The organism is Streptomyces longisporus, assembly GCF_039532765.1.
GTDB lineage: Bacteria > Actinomycetota > Actinomycetes > Streptomycetales > Streptomycetaceae > Streptomyces > Streptomyces longisporus.
The window spans coordinates 44,542-66,215 of the sequence record NZ_BAAASG010000028.1 but is presented as its reverse complement, the minus strand read 5'-3'; the positions used below and the strand labels follow the sequence as shown (position 1 = coordinate 66,215).

General features: G+C 68.9%; 14 protein-coding genes. 9 read left to right on the top strand and 5 right to left on the bottom strand.

Going from position 1 to position 21,674, the window contains the following annotated elements; translation table 11 throughout:
• Nucleotides 1-20 precede the first annotated feature (20 nt).
• From ABD355_RS41245 to ABD355_RS41230, 4 genes are all read left to right on the top strand, one after another.
• Nucleotides 21-1,025: a carbohydrate ABC transporter permease gene (locus ABD355_RS41245; protein ID WP_030932381.1), complete on the top strand. Its 1,005-nt coding sequence runs from the start codon at nucleotides 21-23 to the stop codon at nucleotides 1,023-1,025.
• 13 nt (nucleotides 1,026-1,038) lie between these two features.
• Nucleotides 1,039-1,950, top strand: a complete 912-nt coding sequence (locus tag ABD355_RS41240; RefSeq protein WP_344406370.1) for a sugar ABC transporter permease — start codon at nucleotides 1,039-1,041, stop codon at nucleotides 1,948-1,950.
• Nucleotides 1,951-2,188: 238 nt separating this feature from the next.
• A complete protein-coding gene (locus ABD355_RS41235; protein ID WP_344406368.1) occupies nucleotides 2,189-3,877 on the top strand; it encodes a glycoside hydrolase family 13 protein in 1,689 nt (562 codons plus the stop codon).
• 258 nt (nucleotides 3,878-4,135) lie between these two features.
• On the top strand, nucleotides 4,136-5,032 hold the full coding sequence (locus ABD355_RS41230) for a LysR family transcriptional regulator (RefSeq protein WP_344406367.1): 897 nt from the start codon (nucleotides 4,136-4,138) through the stop codon (nucleotides 5,030-5,032).
• An 84-nt stretch (nucleotides 5,033-5,116) separates the two neighbouring features.
• On the opposite strand, the gene ABD355_RS41225 is transcribed toward ABD355_RS41230, so the two are convergent.
• Nucleotides 5,117-5,893 (bottom strand): SDR family oxidoreductase, encoded by a 777-nt coding sequence (locus ABD355_RS41225; protein ID WP_344406365.1) that lies wholly within the window; start codon nucleotides 5,891-5,893, stop codon nucleotides 5,117-5,119.
• Nucleotides 5,894-6,305: 412 nt separating this feature from the next.
• Between ABD355_RS41225 and ABD355_RS41220 the strand changes: the two genes are divergently transcribed.
• A complete protein-coding gene (locus tag ABD355_RS41220; protein WP_344406710.1) occupies nucleotides 6,306-7,664 on the top strand; it encodes an alpha-amylase in 1,359 nt (452 codons plus the stop codon).
• A 136-nt stretch (nucleotides 7,665-7,800) separates the two neighbouring features.
• Nucleotides 7,801-9,201 (top strand): glycoside hydrolase family 30 protein, encoded by a 1,401-nt coding sequence (locus ABD355_RS41215; protein ID WP_344406364.1) that lies wholly within the window; start codon nucleotides 7,801-7,803, stop codon nucleotides 9,199-9,201.
• Nucleotides 9,202-9,208: 7 nt separating this feature from the next.
• Here the strand turns inward: ABD355_RS41215 and ABD355_RS41210 are convergent, their stop codons facing one another.
• Nucleotides 9,209-11,281 carry a carbohydrate-binding module family 20 domain-containing protein gene (locus ABD355_RS41210; protein ID WP_344406363.1) on the bottom strand — a complete coding sequence of 691 codons (2,073 nt, stop codon included), beginning with the start codon at nucleotides 11,279-11,281 and terminating at the stop codon, nucleotides 9,209-9,211.
• A 190-nt stretch (nucleotides 11,282-11,471) separates the two neighbouring features.
• Between ABD355_RS41210 and pulA the strand changes: the two genes are divergently transcribed.
• The 3 genes from pulA to ABD355_RS41195 all read left to right on the top strand — a co-directional run bounded on the left by pulA (nucleotide 11,472) and on the right by ABD355_RS41195 (nucleotide 18,939).
• Entirely contained in the window at nucleotides 11,472-16,847 is a 5,376-nt protein-coding gene (gene pulA / locus ABD355_RS41205; RefSeq protein ID WP_344406362.1) for a pullulanase-type alpha-1,6-glucosidase, read from the top strand.
• A gap of 71 nt (nucleotides 16,848-16,918) precedes the next feature.
• Nucleotides 16,919-18,541 carry a SpoIIE family protein phosphatase gene (locus tag ABD355_RS41200; protein WP_344406361.1) on the top strand — a complete coding sequence of 541 codons (1,623 nt, stop codon included), beginning with the start codon at nucleotides 16,919-16,921 and terminating at the stop codon, nucleotides 18,539-18,541.
• Nucleotides 18,542-18,579: 38 nt separating this feature from the next.
• Complete coding sequence (locus ABD355_RS41195; protein ID WP_344406360.1) at nucleotides 18,580-18,939, top strand: 5-carboxymethyl-2-hydroxymuconate Delta-isomerase; 360 nt, start codon at nucleotides 18,580-18,582, stop codon at nucleotides 18,937-18,939.
• Between the two features lie 6 nt (nucleotides 18,940-18,945).
• Here ABD355_RS41195 and ABD355_RS41190 read toward each other — a convergent pair whose 3' ends face one another.
• The 3 genes from ABD355_RS41190 to ABD355_RS41180 are packed head-to-tail and all read right to left on the bottom strand — an operon-like array spanning nucleotide 18,946 to nucleotide 21,652.
• On the bottom strand, nucleotides 18,946-19,662 hold the full coding sequence (locus ABD355_RS41190) for a TetR/AcrR family transcriptional regulator (RefSeq protein ID WP_344406359.1): 717 nt from the start codon (nucleotides 19,660-19,662) through the stop codon (nucleotides 18,946-18,948).
• A 56-nt stretch (nucleotides 19,663-19,718) separates the two neighbouring features.
• A complete protein-coding gene (locus tag ABD355_RS41185) occupies nucleotides 19,719-20,759 on the bottom strand; it encodes a PDR/VanB family oxidoreductase (RefSeq protein ID WP_344406358.1) in 1,041 nt (346 codons plus the stop codon).
• Nucleotides 20,759-21,652 carry a metal-dependent hydrolase gene (locus ABD355_RS41180; RefSeq protein ID WP_344406357.1) on the bottom strand — a complete coding sequence of 298 codons (894 nt, stop codon included), beginning with the start codon at nucleotides 21,650-21,652 and terminating at the stop codon, nucleotides 20,759-20,761. The genes ABD355_RS41185 and ABD355_RS41180 overlap by 1 nt, the downstream gene beginning before the upstream one ends.
• Nucleotides 21,653-21,674: the final 22 nt, after the last annotated feature.

Genomic DNA, 21,674 nt, shown 5'->3' with positions numbered 1-21,674 from the left:
CTCCCCAGAAGGTGTCGAACATGACAGTCGCCATCGACCGCGCCACCGGCAAACGCCACGGTGACCGCGCGCCGCGGCCCGGGTTGGGCGGGCGCCTCAAGCGCAGCTACCAGAAGTACTGGTACGCGTACGCGATGATCGCCCCGGTGATCGTCGTACTCGGTGCCCTCGTGCTGTACCCGCTGGTGTACGGCCTGTATCTGACGCTCACGGACGCCAACAGTCTCAACACCGCGCGCACGATCGGCGTCAACCACATCGACGCCACCTACAAGTTCATCGGGCTCGACAACTACAAGGACATCCTGTTCGGCCCGACGGCCTACGACCGCTTCTGGTCGCACTTCATCTGGACGATCGTCTGGACGGCTCTGTGTGTCGCCCTGCACTACACGATCGGACTCGGCCTCGCGCTGCTGCTCAACCAGAAGCTGCGCGGCCGCACCTTCTACCGGCTGATCCTCATCCTGCCGTGGGCCGTGCCGACCTTCGTGACCGTCTTCGGGTGGCGGTTCATGCTCGCCGACGGCGGCATCGTCAACCTGGCGCTCGACGCGCTGCACCTGCCGTCACCCGACTGGCTCGAGGACACCTTCTGGCAGCGGTTCGCCGCGATCATGGTCAACACCTGGTGCGGTGTGCCGTTCATGATGGTCTCCCTGCTCGGCGGGCTGCAGTCCATCGACGCCTCCCTGTACGAGGCCGCCGAGATGGACGGCGCCACCGCCTGGCAGCGGTTCCGCTACGTCACCCTGCCGGGTCTGAGGTCCGTCAGCTCCACCGTCGTCCTGCTCGGCATCATCTGGACCTTCAACCAGTTCGCCGTGATCTTCCTGCTGTTCGGCAACACCGCCCCGGACGCCCAGATCCTCGTCACCTGGGCGTACTACCTGGGCTTCGGACAGCAACCGCGTGACTTCGCACAGTCCGCCGCCTACGGCATCCTGCTGCTGGCCATCCTGATCGTCTTCACCTCCTTCTACCGCCGCTGGCTGAACCGCAATGAGCAGCAGCTCGCGATCTGAGGCAGGAGTCCCCATGAGCACCACCACCGCCCCGACCTCCACCGCGGCGACAGGACACAGCGCCGCGGAAGCCGGCCCGCGCAAGGTGCGCGGCCGCGGCGAGCGCAGCCGTACGGCGTCCCTCGCCTCGCACGGCATCCTGACCGTCGCGAGCCTGATCGCCTTCTTCCCGGTCGCCTGGCTGGTCTATCTGTCCCTCGGCCCGGACAAGGACGACTACCTCCACCCGGGCGGCATCTGGTCGAAGATGACGTTCTCGAACTACTCCTTCGTGCTGAAGCACACGGAGTTCTTCGACTGGCTGAAGAGCTCGCTGATCGTCTCGCTCGGCACCACGGTCATCGGCGTGCTGATCGCCGCCACCACCGGCTACGCCGTCTCCCGGATGCGCTTCCCCGGCTACAAGAAGTTCATGTGGGTGCTCCTGGTCACCCAGATGTTCCCGGTGGCCGTCCTGATGGTGCCGATGTATCAGATCCTGTCGGACCTGCAGCTCATCGACAGCTACCTTGGACTCATCCTCGTCTACTGCTCCACCGCGGTGCCCTACTGCGCCTGGCTGCTCAAGGGCTACTTCGACACGATCCCGTTCGAGATCGACGAGGCCGGGCGCGTCGACGGGCTGACCCCCTTCGGCACGTTCGCGCGACTGATCCTGCCGCTCGCCAAGCCGGGTCTGGCGGTCGCCGCCTTCTACAGCTTCCTCACCGCCTTCGGCGAGGTCGCGTTCGCGTCGACGTTCATGCTGTCCGACACGAAGTACACCTTCGCGGTCGGTCTGCAGACCTTCGTCAGCGAGCACGACGCTCAGCGCAACCTGATGGCCGCCACCGCGGTGCTGATCGCCATACCCGTGTCCGCGTTCTTCTATCTCGTGCAGAAGAACCTGGTGACCGGGCTCACCGCGGGCGGCACGAAGGGATAGCGCCGTTGGGGAACTGGCCGTCATTTGTCCGCGGCTCCGTCGTGGCCGGTCGCGCCCGCGCGGCGGTAGCCGCAAATTCAACACAGTCCCGCGCCCCTTCGGGGCCGCTGCCCCGAACCCCCTGAGACCCGAGGCGGCCGCGGTGTCCATCCGACCCCGCTGTCATCGCGGCCGCCTCGCCAACACTCGACGTATGCACACCACTGACCCAATGACTCCGTTACGTACCAAGGACGCCATGAGCCAGCAGCACTCCCTCATCGCCCCGGCACCGAACCCCGCCGAAGCCAAGCGCAGCGACCGCCGCAGCGACTGGTGGCGGAACGCGGTGATCTACCAGGTCTATCCGCGCAGCTTCGCCGACAGCAACGGTGACGGCATGGGCGATCTGGAAGGCGTACGCTCCCGACTCCCGTATCTGCGCGACCTCGGCGTGGACGCCGTGTGGCTCAGCCCCTTCTACGCCTCGCCGCAGGCCGACGCCGGCTACGACGTCGCCGACTACCGGGCCGTGGACGCCATGTTCGGCAACCTCCTGGACGCCGACGCGCTGATCCGCGAGGCCCACGAGCTGAGCCTGAGGGTCATCGTCGACCTCGTCCCCAACCACTCCTCCGACCAGCACGAGTGGTTCAAGCGGGCGCTGCGGGAGGGCCCCGGATCGCCGCTCCGGGACCGGTATCACTTCCGCCCGGGCAAGGGAGAAAGCGGCGAACTCCCGCCCAACGACTGGGAGTCCATCTTCGGCGGCCCGGCCTGGACCCGCGTCACCGAGCCGGACGGCACACCCGGGGAGTGGTACCTGCACCTGTTCGCCCCCGAGCAGCCCGACTTCAACTGGGAGCACCCGGCGGTCGGCGACGAGTTCCGCTCGATCCTGCGCTTCTGGCTCGACATGGGCGTCGACGGCTTCCGCATCGATGTGGCCCACGGCCTGGTCAAGGCGGAGGGCCTGCCCGACCTCGGCTCCCACGAGCAGCTGAAGCTGCTGGGCAACGATGTCATGCCGTTCTTCGACCAGGACGGCGTGCACGAGATCTACCGCCAGTGGCGCACCATCCTCGACGAGTACTCCGGCGAGCGCATCTTCGTCGCGGAGGCCTGGACGCCGACCGTCGAGCGCACGGCGAACTACGTCCGCCCCGACGAACTGCACCAGGCCTTCAACTTCCAGTACCTGTCGACCGATTGGGACGCGGACGAACTCCGCAAGGTCGTCGACCGCACGCTGGAAGCGATGCGCCCGGTGGGCGCCCCCGCCACCTGGGTGCTCTCCAACCACGACGTCACCCGACACGCCACCCGCTTCGCCAACCCGCCCGGCCTCGGCACCCAGATCCGCCTGGCCGGCGACCGCGCGCTGGGCCTCAGGCGCGCCAGGGCCGCCACCCTGCTGATGCTGGCGCTGCCCGGATCGGCGTACGTCTACCAGGGCGAGGAGCTCGGCCTCCCGGACGTCGTCGACCTTCCGGACGAGGTGCGCCAGGACCCGGCCTACTTCCGCGGGGCCGGCCAGGACGGCTTCCGCGACGGCTGCCGGGTGCCGATCCCGTGGACGCGCACCGGATCCTCGTACGGCTTCGGAGACGGCGGCAGCTGGCTCCCGCAGCCCGACGGCTGGGGCGAGCTGAGCGTCGAGGCGCAGACCGGCGTCCCCGGCTCGACCCTGGAGCTGTACCGCTCCGCCCTCGCCGTCCGCCGCGAACAGCCCGACCTGGGCGCGGGCGACACGGTGGAGTGGCTGCGCGCCCCCGAGGGCGTGCTCGCCTTCCGGCGCGGGGAGTTCGTGTGCGTCGCGAACACCGGCGGCGAAGCGGTGACGACTCCGGCGTACGGCCGCGTCCTGCTCACCAGCGGCGAGGTCACCGAGGCGGACGGCGAGACGAAGGTCCCGGCGGACACGACGGTGTGGTTCACGACGGCCTGACCGATCCCGTCAACCGCACCCGGGCCCGCTGCCTTTCCCGGGGAAGGCAGCGGGCCGGGAACGGGAGCGCCCAGCCCTTCCTCCTCCAGGAATCCCGCCTGCCGGGCGAGATGACGACCCACCGGAACCGACCCGGCAAAGGGCCGGAGGACCGACACCACGATCACACGGGAATCTCCGCCGGCGGAACTGAGTTACCTGCGATCACAACCATCACGACGGAGGGCTGCGGTCCATGCAGGGAAGGGACGGGAGCCGATGAGCCTTCGCCAGTTCGAGTACGCGTTGGCCGTTGCCGAGGAGGGGTCGGTGACGGCGGCGGCGGAGCTGCTGCGCGTCGCTCAACCCTCGGTGTCCCAGCAGATCCGCGGCCTGGAGCGGGAGCTCGGCGTGGAACTGTTCGCCCGTACGCCGGCCGGGTTGGTGCCCACCGTCGTCGGCCGCGCGTTTCTGCGGGAGGCGGAGGTCGCGGTGAGCGCGGCGCGGCGGGCGCGGGCGACGGCGCGGGCCGGCGCCGACGATCTGGTGGGCGAGCTGGTGGTCGCCGTGCAGATGGGCTTCGGCACACGCCAGCTGCCCGGCGCACTGAGCGCCCTGCGTCAGCGCTATCCGCGCCTTGAGGTCACCGTCTTCGAGGAGCCCAGCTCCGCCGAACTGGAGCGGCTGTGCCGCCGGGGTGTGCTGAACCTCGCCCTGATGGCGGCGTGCGAGCGCAGCCCCGCCGACGCCCACCACCTCGGCGACGAGGAGTTCGTCGTGGTGCTGGGCGCCGGGCACCCGCAGCTCGCCGCGGACCGGGTCGAGCTGCGGGAACTGGAGGGAGAGCCGTGGGTGAGGTTCGACCGCGACAGCGCGCTGGACGGCGTGCTGCTGAACGTGCTGCGGGAGAACGAGCTGACCCCGATGACGGCCGCCCGTGTGTCCCAGACGGCGACAGCCGTGCGCTGGGCCGCCCACGGGCTGGGCGTGACGCTCGTCCCGGCCTCCGCGGTGCCCCCGGGGCACGAACACCTCGTACGTCCGGTGTCCCCGGTCGTGTCCCAGCCGGTCATCGCCGTGCTCCGGCCCGGCGCGGGCCCGGCGGAGACGGCCCTGCTCGAATTCCTGCGCAAGGAGACCTGGCCCGAGTCCGTTTTCCTGTCGCCGGTTTCCTGACGGCCCGGCAGGGAAGCGGGGCGCCGCGGAATTCTTTGCGTGAATTCCTTCCGCCGGAAACAGCGTCCCGGGATGCCGTAGGCGTCAACCCCTGGGGAATTCGCCGCCGTCCACGACGAGATTGCTCCCGGTCAGCCAGCTCGCCCGGTCGGACACCAGGAACAGCACCGCGTGGGCGATGTCGTCGGGCCGGCCGTCGCGGCCCAGCGGGGTGGTGTCGTCGGCGTTGGTCCGACCGGGCGCCAGGTCCAGGCGCGCCCACTGCTCACGCGTCGCTTCGCCGCCGGGGGTGGCGGTTCTGCCGGGAGTCACGGTGTTGACCCGGATCCCGTGCGGGGCCAGCTCCAGGGACAGTCCCCGGCTGTAGTTCTCCAGCGCCGCCTTCGCCGCCGTGTAGTGCAGGAAAGGCCCTGCGGGGGCGAGGACCGCGGCCGAGGAGACGTGCACGATCACGCCCGAACCCCGGTCCTGCATGCCCGGTACCAGCAGCGAGTCCAGCCGCACCGACGCCAGGTAGTTCAGGTCCAGTGCCTCCTGCCACTCCTCGTCGGGAATGGCCGAGGCCCCCTTGTACGGTTGTGCCCCGCCCGCGTTGTGGACCAGGATGTCCACCCCGCCGAGCACCTCCTGCGCGGCCGCGGCGATCGCCTTCGCGCCGGCGCGTGTCCGCACGTCGGCCGTCACGAAGGCGGCACCCTCCGGCACCGTGCTCGACGCCGACCTGGCGGTGGTGAGCACTTCGGCGCCCGCGTCCAGGAGTTGGCGCACCACGGCCGCTCCGATTCCGCGTGAGCCACCCGTGACGAGGGCTCGCTTTCCCGCGAGCTCTCGCTTTTCCGATCCGTTCTCGATCGTGGTCATTCCACCGGTCCTCTCGATTGCGTAATGGTCCGCTCGACAGAAACTACGTACGGCAATCGGCGAGAGGCAAAGACGAAATGTCAGCACACGGTATAGGCAGTTCCTATGGCTTCCCGGGCGCCTCCGTCGGCACGGACGGTCGGCCTCCGGGGTGTCAACCGGCCACGAGAAGGGGGCGGTTGTGAAGGGCGGGTCAGGGTCGATGTGAAAGTTCTTGCTCCGGCTTTCAACTCTCTTGCTGTAAACCTTTCGTTAGCGGTACGTTCACGCCGGCGCCCGGCAACGGAGCCGCGCCGCGGCGCAGGGGAGACCCGACTGAGCCGCTCTCGCAAGGAGTTCGCCTGTGACATCGACCAGTTCGGCGCCCCCGAAGCGCCACAGGAAGCGACGCCGGACCGCTCTCGCGGCCACCCTGACCGCGCTCTCCGCCGCGGCAGCCGCGGCCCTGTGGGCCCCCGGCAGCATCGCATCCGCCTCCCCGCCCGGCACCAAGGACGTCACCGCCGTCCTCTTCGAGTGGAACTTCGCCTCCGTCGCCAAGGAGTGCACCACCACCCTCGGTCCCGCCGGCTACGGCTACGTCCAGGTCAGCCCGCCCGCCGAGCACATACAGGGCTCGCAGTGGTGGACCTCGTACCAGCCGGTGAGCTACAAGATCGCGGGGCGGCTCGGTGATGCGACCGCCTTCAAGAACATGATCGACACCTGTCATGCGGCAGGGGTGAAGGTCGTCGTCGACACGGTCATCAACCACATGACGGCGGGCAGCGGCACCGGCACCGGCGGCTCCTCATACACGAAGTACAACTACCCGGGCCTGTACTCCTCCGCCGACATGGACGACTGCACCTCCACGGTCAGCGACTACACCAACCGCGCCAACGTCCAGAACTGCGAACTCGTCGGCCTCGCCGACCTGGACACCGGCGAGGAGCACGTCCGCGCCACCATCGCCGGCTACATGAACAGCCTCCTCGGATACGGCGCCGACGGCTTCCGCATCGACGCCGCCAAGCACATCCCGGCGGCCGACCTCGCCAACATCAAGTCCCGGCTGACCAACCCGTCGGTGTACTGGAAGCAGGAGGTCATCTACGGCGCCGGAGAGGCCGTCCAGCCCACCGAGTACACGGGCAACGGAGACGTCCAGGAGTTCCGCTACGCCTACGACCTCAAGCGGGTCTTCAACAACGAGAAGCTGGCCTACCTCACCAACTACGGCGAGGGCTGGGGCTATATGAACAGCTCGGTGGCGGGCGTCTTCGTGGACAACCACGACACCGAGCGCAACGGCTCGACCCTGAACTACAAGGACGGCGCGAACTACACCCTCGCCAACGTCTTCATGCTCGCCTACCCCTACGGCGCCCCCGACATCAACTCCGGCTACGAATGGTCCGACAAGGACGCAGGACCGCCCAACAACGGCCAGGTCAACGCCTGCTGGCAGGACGGCTGGAAGTGCCAGCACGCCTGGCCGGAGATCATCCGCATGGTCGCCTTCCGCAACGCCACCCGCGGCCAGTCGGTGACCAACTGGTGGGACAACGGCAACAACGCCATCGCCTTCGGTCGCGGCGGCAAGGGCTACGTCGCGATCAACCACGAGGCCGGCAGCCTGACCCGCACCTACCAGACGTCGCTGCCCGCGGGGACGTACTGCAACGTCCAGAACAACACCAGCGTGACGGTCGACTCCAACGGCCGGTTCACCGCCACCCTGGGCTCCAACACCGCCCTCGCGATCTATGCGGGCAAGGCGAGCTGCTGAGCGACGGAAAACAGCGGATCCACAGTCATCAAAGTCATCGAAGGGGAAGGTGGGATTGACGCTCATCGAGTGTCGTCCTACGTTCCCTGATGTCTGTGGGAGCGCTCCCAGGTGGCGTTCCCGTGAAGGGAGCATCATGCAGCGCAGGTTCAGAAAGTGGGCGTTGACGTCCTTGGCGGCTCTACTGACGGCCGCCGGCACCACCGCGGCCGCCCTGCCGCAGCCGGCGGCCGCCACCACGGCGACCATCAACGGCTCGACCACGTACCAGCCGATCGACGGCTTCGGATTCTCCGAGCACTTCGGACGGGCCGCCATCATGAACGGCTCGCAGGGCTTATCCGCCCAGCACCAGAAGGAGATCCTCGACCTGCTGCTCGACCGCAGCACCGGCGCGGGGCTCAGCATCCTGCGCCTGGGCATCGACTCCGGCATCCAGCCCAGCGACCCCGGCGGCCCGAACGCGACCCCCAAGTACACCTGGGACGGCGTCGACAAGGGCCAGGTGTGGCTGGCCAAGCAGGCCAGGGCGTACGGCGTGAACCGCTTCTACGCCGACGCCTGGACCGCCCCCGGCTATATGAAGACCAACGGCACGGACGCCAACGGCGGCACCCTGTGCGGCCTGACCGGCGCGACCTGCGCGAGCGGCGACTGGAGGAAGGCGTACGCGAACTTCCTGGTCCAGTACGCCAGGTTCTACCGGCAGGAGGGCATCGGGATCACCGACCTCGGGTTCACCAACGAGCCCGACTGGACGGCGACGTACGACTCCATGCGCCTGACCCCCGCCCAGGCCGTCGAGTTCATCAAGACCTTCGGGCCGATCGCACGCGCCGCCGGGTACAAGGTCGCCTGCTGCGACTCCTTCGGCTGGGACCAGGAGAAGGCCTACAGCAGCGCGATCGAGGCGGACCCGACGGCACGCGGTTACGTCAGCACCCACACCGGCCACACCTACGCCAGCAAGGTCGACGGCCCCCTGCCGACCCGGAAACGCAGCTGGATGTCGGAGTGGTCCCCCGACGGCACCACCTGGAACGAGAACTGGGACGACGGCAGCGGCTACGACGGCTTCACCGTCGCCTCCGCCATCCACGACGCCCTCACCAAGGGCAACACCAGCGGCTACGTCTACTGGTACGGCGCCTCCGTCGGCGCCACCCGCGGCCTGATCCAGATGGACGGCGACAACTACCACGTCTCCAAGCGCCTGTGGGCGCTGGCCAACTACAGCCGCTTCATCCGCCCGGGAGCCACCCGCATCGGCGCCACGACCTCCGACTCCGCCCTCGAACTGTCGGCGTTCCGCAACACCGACGGCACGGTGACCGTCGTAGCGCTGAACACCTCCACCAGCGCCACTCCGGTGACCTTCGACCTCAAGAACACCAAAATCGCCAAGGGGACGGCGACCCCGTACCTGACCGACGCCACACACAGCACGGCACGGCAGCAGACCGTGGCGATCAGCGGAAGTTCACTGACCACCACGGTTCCGGCCAGGGCGCTGGTCACCTACACCGTCAGGCGATAGCGCCCGCTCACTTCCAGGTGTCGCTGGTGGTGTATCCGGACGAACTGCCCGTGGTGTACGAGCGGTTCGTCCCGGACTCCCAGGTGACGTTTCCGGAGCTGTCCTTCTTCACGTACTTGTAGGTGAAGGCCGTGCTCTTGGGGACGATGACCAGCTTGCTCCAGGTCGGGTAGGAGGCCGACGACAGCGGGATCGCGTCGCTCGTGTTCCAGGAGCCGAGCGAGGCGATCGAGCCGACGACGTAGACATTGGTGCCGTAGTCCGTCGTCGCGTACTCGTTGAAGGTGACGTCGGTGGCGTCGGCGTCCGCCACGTTCCAGGAGTTGTTCAGGTTGATCGCCGCAGTGGTGGCGGCAGACGATCGGTTGGCGTTCGACTCCCAGGTGACGTTTCCGGACGAATCCTTCTTGATGTACTTGTAGGTGAAGGACGTGTTGGTCGGCACGCTCACCGCGCCCGACCAGATCGGGTACCCGGACGACGAGAGCTTGATCGCCTTCGAGGTGTCCCAGCCGCCCAGCGCCGAGATGGAGCCCACCACGTACACGTTGGTGCCGCTCGTCGTGGCCGCGTACTCGTTGAAGGTCGCGGTCACCGTGGAGCCGGAGGAACCGCCGCCCGTGTCGTCGCAGCCGACCGTGCAGGTGTAGGACGCGTTGTAGAAGGCGACCGCGCTCTTCGCCGGGACGGTGATCGAGGCGCTGCCGCCCGACACCGTCACCGTGCTCCGGCCGCCGTCGACCACGTTCTTGTACGTGCCGTCGGCCATGCCCGTGGTGAAGGTGTACGTGGCCGACGAGGAGCCGTTGTTCAGGGCGAAGAAGCCCGCGCCCGAGCGCCCGAAGCCGATCACGTTCGACGACATGGTCTGCCAGTCGGAGACGGCGGCGCTGTCGACGGCGTTGTGCCAGGCCACCATGCCGACCACCGCGGTGTCGCGGTCCAGGCAGTACCAGGCGCCGCCGGCGCAGTCGGTGTCGGTCACGAAGCCGGAAGAGTTCGGTGGGGCCTGGTCGCTCTGGGTCCACTCCCAGCTGGCGTACACCGTCGGGGTCGACCACTTGTAGGCGAGCTGGAAGAGGTTGGCGAGCTTGTAGGTGTCGCCGTCCTTGTAGCTCAGGTGCAGGCCGTTGCGTTCGGTGTCGTGGTTGGTCACGAAGGACACCGAGTCGGCGGCCGGGAGGATGCCGGAGGAGGACAGGGAGGACAGGTCGCTCACGTTGCCCTGGAACGCGGACTTCAGCCTGCTCGCGTAGGTGAAGTCCAGGACGTCGCCCGAGGCGTAGTAGTCGCCGGGCTGCGGGGTCGAGCCGGGGTAGACCTCCTGGAAGACGTACGGCGCCGTCCCGGACGTCGTGTTCGTCAGCTTGGACTCGATCGCCGCGAGGTCGGCCTCGGGGATGTGCTTGGCCGCGTCGACGCGGAAACCGTCGACGCCGAGGGCGAGCTGGGAGTTCAGGTAGTCGGCGAGGCCCGTGCGGACGTGGTCCGAGCCGGTCCTGAGGTCCGGCAGCCCGAGCAGCTCGCAGTTCTGGACCTGGGTGAGGTTCGAGTAGTCCTGGATGGTCAGGTCGGAGGTCGGGCAGTCCGAGGAGTCGTGGTAGTCCGCGCGGTTCCACTCGGGAGTGTCGTACTTGCTGGTGATCGTCGTGCCGTTGTAGCCGGTGCCGGTCTGGGCGGCGGTGTGGTTGACGACCGCGTCCGTGTAGACCTTGACGCCTGCCTTGTGGCAGGCGGTGATCATCGAGGCGAACTGGGCCTTGGTGCCGAAGCGGCTGTTGAGGTCGTAGGAGTAGGGCTGGTAGACGTCCCACCAGTAGTAGGACGACTGCTTGAGCGACTCGGCGGGCGGGGCGACCTGGACCGCGCCGTAGCCGGCCGGGCCCAGAACGTTGGTGCACTCGGAGGCAATGGAGTCCCAGTTCCATTCCCAGAGGTTGGCGATGACGTCGCCCTTGGCGGACGTGTCCGCGTGGGCGGTGGTGGCGGGCAGGGCTATTGCGCCGGCGAGTGCCAGCGCGCCGGCGGCCGCGGCACTGGCCGTGCGCCGGAAGACACCCGGGGGTCGGTGTCCGGTCATGTGCGGCTCCCATGAAGGGTGTTTGAGTTTCAACCAGTCGTGAGAGTGGGGGAGTTGAGAAGGGCACGTCAAGATTGGCGTTGAAAGTTCTTGCTATGAGTTTCAAGACTCTTGCTGTAACGCTTGCGTCAGCGGTACGGTCACGCGGGGTCGGACCCAAGAGAGCCGCTGTCGCTAGGAGTTCACACCGGTGATACAAGTCAGACGGGTCGCGGCCGTCACCGTCGCCGCGCTCGCCGCAGCCCTGATCCAGCCACTCGGGGCCCAGGCGGACTCCCCGCCCCCGCCGCCCTCCGACGCGAAGCTCGCCGCCACGCCCGCCCGGCACGACGACACCCGTGAGCAGTTCTACTTCGTCATGCCGGACCGTTTCGCCAACGGGGATGCCGGCAATGACAGGGGCGGCCTCACGGGTTCGCGGCTCAGCACCGGCTACGACCCCACCGACAAGGGCTTCTACCAGGGCGGCGACCTCAAGGGCCTGACCAAGAAGCTCGACTACATCAAGGGCCTGGGCACCACCGCCATCTGGATGGCCCCGATCTTCAAGAACCGCCCCGTGCAGGGGACGGGCAGCAACGCCTCGGCCGGCTACCACGGCTACTGGATCACGGACTTCACGCAGGTCGACCCGCACTTCGGGACCAACAAGGACCTGCAGACCCTCATCTCCAAGGCGCACGCCAAGGGCATGAAGGTCTTCTTCGACGTCATCACCAACCACACCGCCGATGTCGTCGACTACAAGGAGAAGTCCTACGACTACCTCTCCAAGGGCGCCTTCCCGTACCTGACCAAGGACGGCCGCCCCTTCGACGACGCCGACTACGCGGACGGCAGCAAGACGTTCCCCGCCGTCGACGCCGGCTCCTTCCCGCGCACGCCCACCGTCGCCGCCGCGGACAAGAACGCCAAGGTCCCGGCCTGGCTCAACGACCCGACGATGTACCACAACCGCGGTGACTCCACCTTCGCCGGTGAGAGCGCCACCTACGGGGACTTCGGCGGCCTCGACGACCTGTGGACCGAGCGTCCCGAGGTCGTACACGGCATGGAGAAGATCTACGAGCGCTGGGTGCGCGACTTCGACATCGACGGCTTCCGGATCGACACGGTCAAGCACGTCGACATGGACTTCTGGACCCAGTGGGCGACCGCCCTCGACGCCTACGCGGCCAAGCAGGGGCGCAAGAACTTCTTCATGTTCGGCGAGGTCTACTCCGCCGACACCTCGATCACTTCGCCGTACGTCACCCAGGGCCGCCTTGACGCCACCCTCGACTTCCCCTTCCAGGACGCGGCCCGCAGCTACGCCTCCCAGGGCGGCAGCGCGCAGAAGCTCGCCTCGCTCTTCGGCGACGACTACAAGTACACGACCGACAAGGCCAACGCGTACGAGCAGGTCACCTTCCTCGGCAACCACGACATGGGCCGCATCGGGTACTTCCTGAAACAGGACAACCCCAAGGCCACCGATGCCGAGATCCTCAAGAAGGACGAGCTCGCCAACGAGGTGATGTTCCTCAGCCGAGGCAACCCCGTCGTCTACTACGGCGACGAGCAGGGCTTCACCGGCTCCGGCGGCGACAAGGACGCCCGCCAGACCATGTTCGCCTCCAAGGTCGCCGACTACCTCGACGACGACGAGATCGGCACCGACCGCACCCACGCGAGCGACTCGTACGACACGAGCGCGCCGCTCTACCGGCAGATCGCTGAGCTGAGCAAGCTGCGCAAGGACAACCCCGCCCTCATGGACGGCGTCCAGACGCAGCGGTACGCGGCCGACGGCTCCGGTGTCTACGCGTTCTCCCGTACGGACGCCAGGACCGGCCAGGAGTACGTCGTCGCCCTCAACAACGCCGGCGAGGCGAAGACGGCGACCTTCGCGACCGGCTCGGCGGACATGAAGTTCCGCGGGATCCACGGGACTTCGGACGATGTCACCTCCGACGCCGACAAGAAGATCACGGTCACCGTCCCGGCCGGCTCGGCGATCGTCCTCAAGGCGGCGGGCAGGCTCGCCGAGCCGACCACCGCACCCACCCTCACCCTGAAGGCCCCCGACGCCGGTGCCACCGGCACCGTGGAACTCTCCGCGGATGTCGCCGGCGGACAGCTCGACCGCGTCGTCTTCGCCGCGCAGGTCGGCGCCGGCAAGTGGCAGGTCCTGGGCTCCGCCGACCACGCCCCGTACAAGGTCACGCAGACCATCGGCAAGGGCGTACCGGCCGGAACCGCCCTGCGTTACAAGGCAGTCGCCATCGACACCGCCGGGCACACGGCGAGCGCCACCGCCGCCTCCACCACCGGCACCCCGCCCGCCGCGGAGACCCCCACCGCCTCCTCCCGCGACTACGCGATCGTCCACTACAAGCGCACCGACGGCGACTACGACAAGTGGGGCCTGTACGCCTGGGGCGACCTCGCCGACGGCGAGTCGACCACCTGGCCGGCCGGGCACCCCTTCGTCGGCCGTGACGCGTACGGCGCCTTCGCCTACGTCAAGCTGAAGCCGGGCGCCTCCAGCATCGGGTTCCTGGTCGTCGACAAGGACGGCAACAAGGACGTCTCCACCGACCGCACCATCGACGTCACCAAGACCGGCGAGGTCTGGGTCGAGCAGGGCAAGGAGGCCGTACAGACGACCCGCCCCGACTACCCGGCGCAGGACAGGACCAAGGCGGTCATCCACTACCACCGCGCCGACGGGAACTACGACGGCTGGGGACTGCACGTCTGGACCGGCGCCGCGAACCCCACGGACTGGTCGAGCCCGCTGAAGCCGGTGAGGACCGACGCCTACGGCGCGGTCTTCGAGGTGCCGCTCAGCGACGGTGCCACGAGCCTCAGTTACATCATCCACAAGGGCGACGAGAAGGACCTCCCGGCCGACCAGTCGCTGGACCTCAAGTCCAACGGCTACGAGGTGTGGCTGTTGAACGGGCAGGACAAGTACCTGCTGCCGCAGCCCGCGGGCTCCGCCGCCGCGCTCGACCTGAGCACCTCCAAGGCGATCTGGATCGACCGGAACACGGTCGCCTGGAACGGCTCCGACGCCGCCGCCTCCACCCAGCTGCTCTACTCCCACGACGGCTCGATCGCCGTCAAGGACTCCGCGCTGACCAGCGACGACGAGCGCTGGCTGCGCCTTGCGAAGACCACCCTCACCGACGCCCAGAAGGCCAGGTTCCCGTATCTCAAGGACTACACGGCCTGGTCCGTCGACCCGCGCGACCGGGACCGGGTGCGCGAGGCCCTCGACGGCCAGATCGTCGCCTCCCAGCGGGCCGCGAACGGCGCCGTGCTGGCGGCGACCGGCGTCCAGATCGCCGGCGTACTCGACGACGTGTACGCGAGCGCGACCAAGGCCGAGCTGGGGCCGACGTTCCACAAGGGCCGTCCCACGCTCGCCGTGTGGGCGCCGACCGCGCAGAGCGTGGCACTGGAGCTCGACGGCTCGCTCAAGACGATGAAGCGCGACGACTCCACCGGCGTCTGGTCCGTCACCGGCCCGGCGTCCTGGAAGAACAAGCCCTACCGGTACGTCGTCAAGGTGTGGGCGCCCAGCGTCCGCAAGGTCGTCACCAACAAGGTCACCGACCCGTACTCGCTCGCCCTCACCGCGAACTCCGAGCGCAGCCTCGTCGTCGACCTGGACGACAGGTCCCTCGCGCCGAGCGGCTGGTCGAGCCTGGCCAAGCCCAAGGCCGTACCGCTGAAGGACGCCCAGATCCAGGAACTGCACATCCGGGACTTCTCCGTCGCGGACAAGACCGTGCCGGCCAAGGACCAGGGCACCTACCTCGCCTTCACCGACCGGAACAGCGACGGCTCCAGGCACCTGCGGCAACTCGCGAAGTCGGGCACGTCGTACGTCCATCTGCTGCCCGCCTTCGACTTCGCGACCGTCCCGGAGAAGAAGGCGGACCAGGCGAGAACGGACTGCGACCTCGCCTCCTACGCCGCCGACTCCGACAAGCAGCAGGCGTGCGTCGCGAAGACCGCCGCGAAGGACGCCTACAACTGGGGCTACGACCCCTTCCACTACACGGTCCCCGAGGGCTCGTACGCGACCGACCCGGACGGCAGCGGCCGTACCGTCGAGTTCCGCAAGATGGTGAAGGGACTCAACCAGGACGGGCTGCGGGTCGTCATGGACGTCGTCTACAACCACACGGCGGCCGCCGGTCAGGCCGACACCAGCGTCCTCGACAAGGTGGTGCCCGGCTACTACCAGCGGCTCCTCGCGGACGGCTCGGTCGCGAACAGCACCTGCTGTGCGAACACGGCCACCGAGAACTCCATGATGGGCAAGCTGGTCGTCGACTCGGTCGTCACCTGGGCCAAGGAGTACAAGGTCGACGGCTTCCGCTTCGACCTCATGGGACACCAGCCGAAGGCCAACATCCTCGCCGTGCGCAAGGCGCTCGACGCGCTGACCCTCGCGAAGGACGGCGTCGACGGCAAGAAGATCATCATGTACGGCGAGGGCTGGAACTTCGGCGAGGTCGCCGACGACGCCCGCTTCGTGCAGGCCACCCAGAAGAACATGGCGGGGACCGGCATCGCGACCTTCTCCGACCGTGCCCGGGACGCCGTGCGCGGCGGTAGCCCCTTCGACTCCGACCCCGGTGTCCAGGGCTTCGCCTCCGGCCTGTACACCGACCCCAACGCGTCCGCCGCGAACGGCACTTCGGCCGAGCAGAAGGCCCGCCTCCTGCACTACCAGGACCTGATCAAGGTCGGTCTGTCCGGAAACCTCGCCAAGTACCGCTTCACCGACACCGACGGCAAGGAGGTCACCGGCGCCGAGGTCGACTACAACGGTCAGCCGGCCGGTTACGCGGACGCGCCCGGAGACGCCGTCGCCTACGCGGACGCGCACGACAACGAGTCGCTCTTCGACGCCCTCACCTACAAGCTGCCCGCCTCGACCAGCGCGGCCGACCGGGCCAGGATGCAGGTCCTCGCGATGGCGACGGCCACCCTCTCGCAGGGCCCGTCCCTCTCACAGGCGGGCTCCGACCTGCTGCGTTCCAAGTCCCTGGACCGCAACTCGTTCGACAGCGGCGACTGGTTCAACGCCATCCACTGGAACTGCACGGACGGCAACGGCTTCGGGCGGGGGCTGCCGATGGCGGCCGACAACCAGTCCAAGTGGCCGTACGCCAAGCCGCTGCTGAGCTCGGTGCGGGTCGGCTGCCCGCAGATCGAGGGGGCCTCGGCCGCCTACCAGGACCTTTTGAAGATCCGTTCGACGGACGGCGTGTTCTCGCTCGACACGGCCGCGCAGGTGCAGTCGAAGCTGTCCTTCCCGCTGTCCGGCAAGGACGAGACACCCGGTGTGATCACCATGAAGCTGGGTGACCTGGTCGTCGTCTTCAACGCGACGCCGAGCAGACAGGAGCAGCGCGTCGACTCCCTGGCCGGAACCGGCTACCGGCTGCACCCCGTGCAGGCGGCGGGCGCCGACCCTATCGTCAAGAGCTCTTCCTATGAGCGGGAATCGGGCACGTTCGCCGTTCCGGGTCGCAGTGTCGCAATATTCTCCCGGATCTCCTGAAAGGGGCATTACTTTGGTGGGGCAGGCCGAACCCCGGTCTGCCTCACCGGCGTTGTCCCCAGGGCTGGAAGATGGACCTCAACGGCAAGCTGACAGACACGACCGTGCTGGTCGTGGACGACGTCGCGGCCAGCCGGTACGCGATGGGGACGGTGCTGCGCCGGGCCGGACACCAGGTCGTACCGGTCGCCACCGGCCAGCAGGCACTCGTCGAACTCGACGTACGGCTGCGCAAGGGCGCCCTGCCCGACGTGGCCCTCGTCGACATCGACCTGCCCGACATGAGCGGCTTCGACCTGTGCCGGCGGCTCAAGGAACGGCCGCACATGGCGGGCCTGCCCGTGGTGCACTTCTCGGCCGCCGCCGTGGCACCGGCCGACCGCTGCCAGGGGCTGGACATGGGCGCCGAGACCTATCTGACGGTGCCCGCCGAGCCCGAGGAGATCGAGGCGGTGGTCCGCTCCGCGGTGCGCACCGCCCGGCTGCGGGCCGACGACCAGGCGCTGGTACGGCGGCTGACCATGCTCTCCCAGGCGATCGTCACCATCCAGGCGGCGCGCTCCCTGCAGGAACTCGCCGACGCCGCCGCCGACGGCACCGCGCGGCTCATCGGCGGTCCCGCCGCCGTCTTCGTCCTCGGCCCGGACGACGAGCTGTACAGCGGCCTCTCCCGGGACCGCACCTCCCTCGCCCTGCCGGACGCGGGCGCCCACCGCACCGTGGCCGGACTGCTGCGGCGGCTCACCCGCGGACAGGCGGGGGTGCAGATCACCACCGTGCCCGCGCCGCTGTGGCCCGCCGGGTTCTTCCGGCCCGGCATGCAGCACGACGCCCGGCTGGCACTGGTCCTCACCCAGGACGGCCAGGCCCCCGTGTGCCTGGCCACGCCCACTCGCGGGGTGCGCAGGGTGAACCCCGAGGAGGAAGCCCTGGTGGCCCAGCTGGCGCAGGCCGCCGCGCTCGCCGCCGAGCCGCTGCTCATGTACCAGGTCGAGCGGCATGTCGCCCTCACCCTCCAGCACAGCTTCCTGCCCCAGCCGCACCGGCTGCCCGAACTGCCCGGCATCGACGTCGAGGTCCGCTACGTACCGGCCTCCCGCGAGACCGAGATCGGCGGCGACTTCTACGCGGCCCTGCGCACCGACGAGGGCGTGCTCACCGCGGTCGGCGACGTCGTCGGGCACTCGCTGGAGGCGGCCACCGTCATGGTCGAGATCCGGCATGCGCTGCGCGCCTACTGCGTCGAGGAGAGCGACCCGGCCGTGCTCGCCGAGCGGCTCGACCGGATGCTGCAGCACTACCACCCGGAGGTCACAGCCACCGTCTGCCTGGCGCTGATCGACCCCGGGACCGGCCGTACCCGGATCGCCAACGCGGGCCACATCCCGCCGCTGATCCTGAGCAACAACGGAGACGCCGAGTACGCCAAGGCCGACGGCCCGCTGCTCGGCCTGGGGCTGCCGCACCCGCCGCCCACCGAGCTGTTCCTGGAGCCCGGCGACCGGCTCCTCATGGTCACCGACGGTCTGATCGAGACCCGGGGCACCGACCTGAGCCTCTCGATGGAGCAGCTCCGTTCGGCTGCCGTCGGCGCGCTGCCCGGCCTGCACGCCCTGTGCGACACCCTGCTGGCCTGCTTCGGGCACGACCGCGAGGACGACATCGCGATGCTCGCGCTTCAGCTGAGGAATTAGGCTGCTCCTGTCGCTGCCGTCCTGGAACAGGAGTGCCCATGCCGCAGATCACCGTCGACCACTCGAAGGCGATCCACTTCGACCGGGAGGGCTTCGCCCACGACCTGCACACCGCGCTCGTCGATATCGCGGCCGCCAAGCCGGAGGCCTGCAAGACACAGTTCCGCGCGTCCGAGGTCACCGCGTTCGGCTACGAGGACCCCCTGGACCACGGCCACGCCGTGGTGCACGTCATGATCGGACTGCTTGCCGGCCGCACCGAGGAGACGAAGGCGAAGCTCACCGAGACCGTCCTCGAGCTGCTGAAGAAGCACGTGGCGGACGACGGCCACGCGGTTCTGCACGCCTCCGCCGAGGTCCGGGACCTCGACCCGTCGTACCGGAAGTTCGAGCGTTAGACGGTCCTACGACGCCAGCGTGAGCAACCGGGCGACCAGGTCCGCGAACGGGCCGTCCGGTGGCTCGTCCTTGAGTATGCGGCGCAGCAGCGCGCCCATCTCGTCGTCGTAGGCCGCGCTCACCGCCGCCAGGGCTGCGAAGTCGTGGACCAGTTGGGCTTCCAGTTCGGCCCGGGGGATGCGGCGGCCGTCCAGCCAGATCAGGGCCGTCGACTCGGCCAGGGAGATCCAGGAGCGCACGACCAGTTCCAGGCGGGCGGGTGGGTCCTGGACGCCCAGGTGCGACAGGATCTGTTCGTAGGCGGCCTGGCGTACGGAGTCGATGAGGGCGTTGGTGGCCGAGGTGTGGCTCATGGAGTGGGCTCCGCCCACGGACACCGCCGGGCCGCCGCGCATCAGTGCCGAGAAACCGGGGCCGTGGTCGTCCACGAAGTCGAAGAAGCGGCGCATCGCCCGCAGCAGCCGCGCGCCCAGCGGGCCCTCCTGCGGCTCCTTGAACCGGCCCGCCAGATCCTCCGCCGCGCGCTTCAACGCGGCCTCGTACAGGCTGAGTTTGCCCGGGAAGTAGTGGTACACCAGCGGGCGGGAGATGCCCGCGGCGGCGGCTATCTCGTCGATGGAGACGTCGTCGGGAGAGCGTTGGCTGAACAGTTCGAGGGCGACGCCGATCAACTGCTGCCGCCGCTCCTCGACTCCCATTCTGCGGCGTACCCCGGTAGTCATGCGAACACCTTACCGATCGGATCCGGCCCGGAACGGTCCGGTCCGGCCATCGGTGTTCACATATCCAGCACGAGACGCTCACTTCGTGCCCGCGAAACGCAGATCAGCATCGAGTCGGCACGCTCGGCGTCCGTCAGCAGCTCGTCCCGGTGCTCCACCTCGCCCTCCAGGACCCGCTGTTGGCACGTTCCGCAGAACCCCTGTTCACAGGAGTAGGCGGTGTTCGGCAGCGCGGCGCGCACGGCGGCCAGCACGGTCGAGTCGGCCGGCACGGTCAACATCCGTCCGCTGCGCCGGAGTTCGACCTCGAAGGCGCCGTTGCCGTCGGTCGACGTACGGGGCGTGAACCGTTCGAGGCGGACCCGCGGGAGCCGTTCCTCCATCGCGGCGATGAGCCCCTCCGGGCCGCAGCAGTACACGGCGGCCTCCTCGGCCGTACCCGCCAACAGGCCGTCGAGATCGGGCAGTCCGTCCTCGTCCTCGGCGACGACGGTCACCCGGTCACCGCCCAGCTTCTCGAGCTCCTCCAGGAACGGCATCGACGCCCGCGTCCGCCCGCCGTACACCAGCCGCCACTTGGCGCCGTCCCCGAGCGCCCGCAGCATCGGCAGCACGGGCGTGATCCCGATGCCGCCCACGACGAAGACGTACGACGGGGCCTCGACGAGCGGGAAGCGGTTCCGCGGCCCGCGCACCTCCAGCTCCATCCCCTCCGTGACCTGCTCGTGCACCTCGCGCGAGCCGCCGCGGCCGTCCTCGACGAGCCGGGTGGCGACGGTGTACGACGAGGTGTCCTCCGGGTCGCCGCACAGCGAGTACTGCCGCACAAGACCCGACGGCAGTACGAGGTCGAGATGCGCGCCGGGCTCCCAGCGCGGCAAGTCCCGCCCTCCCAGGCGCAGTTGTACGACGCCTTCGGCGACCGTCTCGCGCGAGGCGACCAGCAGCTTCAGCGCCCGCGACCGGGGCCGCCCGGAGGTCGGGTTCTCCAGGGCGGGCATCGGCCACAGCGGCGAGGTCCTGATGCGGCGCCGCATCGCCCGTCTGACCAGCATGGCCGTGCCCGCGGCGACCACCACCGTGCGCAGCCTCGGCATCACCGGGCTCCCTTCTCCGCCGCGAGGGCCGCGACCGCAGCGGGCGAGGAGGCGAGATAGGCGACGGCCTGCTCGGTGGAGCCCTCCTGGGAGGGGTGGTAGGCGCGGCTGAGGTAGCGCGGGACGGACCTGAGCATGTCGCCGGTCGCGGGCAGGGTGCCCCGTCTGCCGCGTACGTAGAACTCCTTGAAGCTCGCGCGGCCGTCGATCAGCGTCGGATCGTTCTCCATGAAGAAGCGCGCCCCGCGCTGCCACAGGAACACCAGTGCCGCGAACGCGGTGGCCCAGGTGCGCACCCGCCGCCGGTAGCCGCCGTCGACGTGCTGGAACAGGTCGAAGGCGACGGACCGGTGCTCGACCTCCTCCGCGCCGTGCCAGCGCAGCAGATCCAGCATGGTGGGGTCGGCGCCCCGCCGGTCCAGTTCCTCGGCGTTGAGGACCCAGTTGCCGAGGAACGCGGTGTAGTGCTCGATCGCCGCAATGATCGCCACCCGCTCCATCAGCCACCACGTGCGCGCCCTGCCCGGCGGCAGGGTCCGGTCGCCGAGCAGTTTCTCGAAGAACCAGTCGACCTGCGCGGTGTACGGCGTCGGATCGAGCCCGAGCTCCTTCAGGTGCGGCAGGACCTCGTCGTGGGCCTGTGAGTGCATCGCCTCCTGCCCGATGAACCCCATGACGTCCTCGCGCAGCCGCTCGTCCCGGATGTAGGGCAGCACCTGCTTGTAGACGTGCACGAACCACCGCTCACCGGCGGGCAGCAGCAGATGCAGCACATTGATGGTGTGCGTGGTGAAGGGATCCCCAGGCACCCAGTGCAGCGGGGTCTCCTCCCACGAGAAGGACACCTTCCGCGCCTTGAGGGCGACCCGCTCCGAGGCCTGCTTGTTGGACATGGCGTCAATGTACTGACGGGTA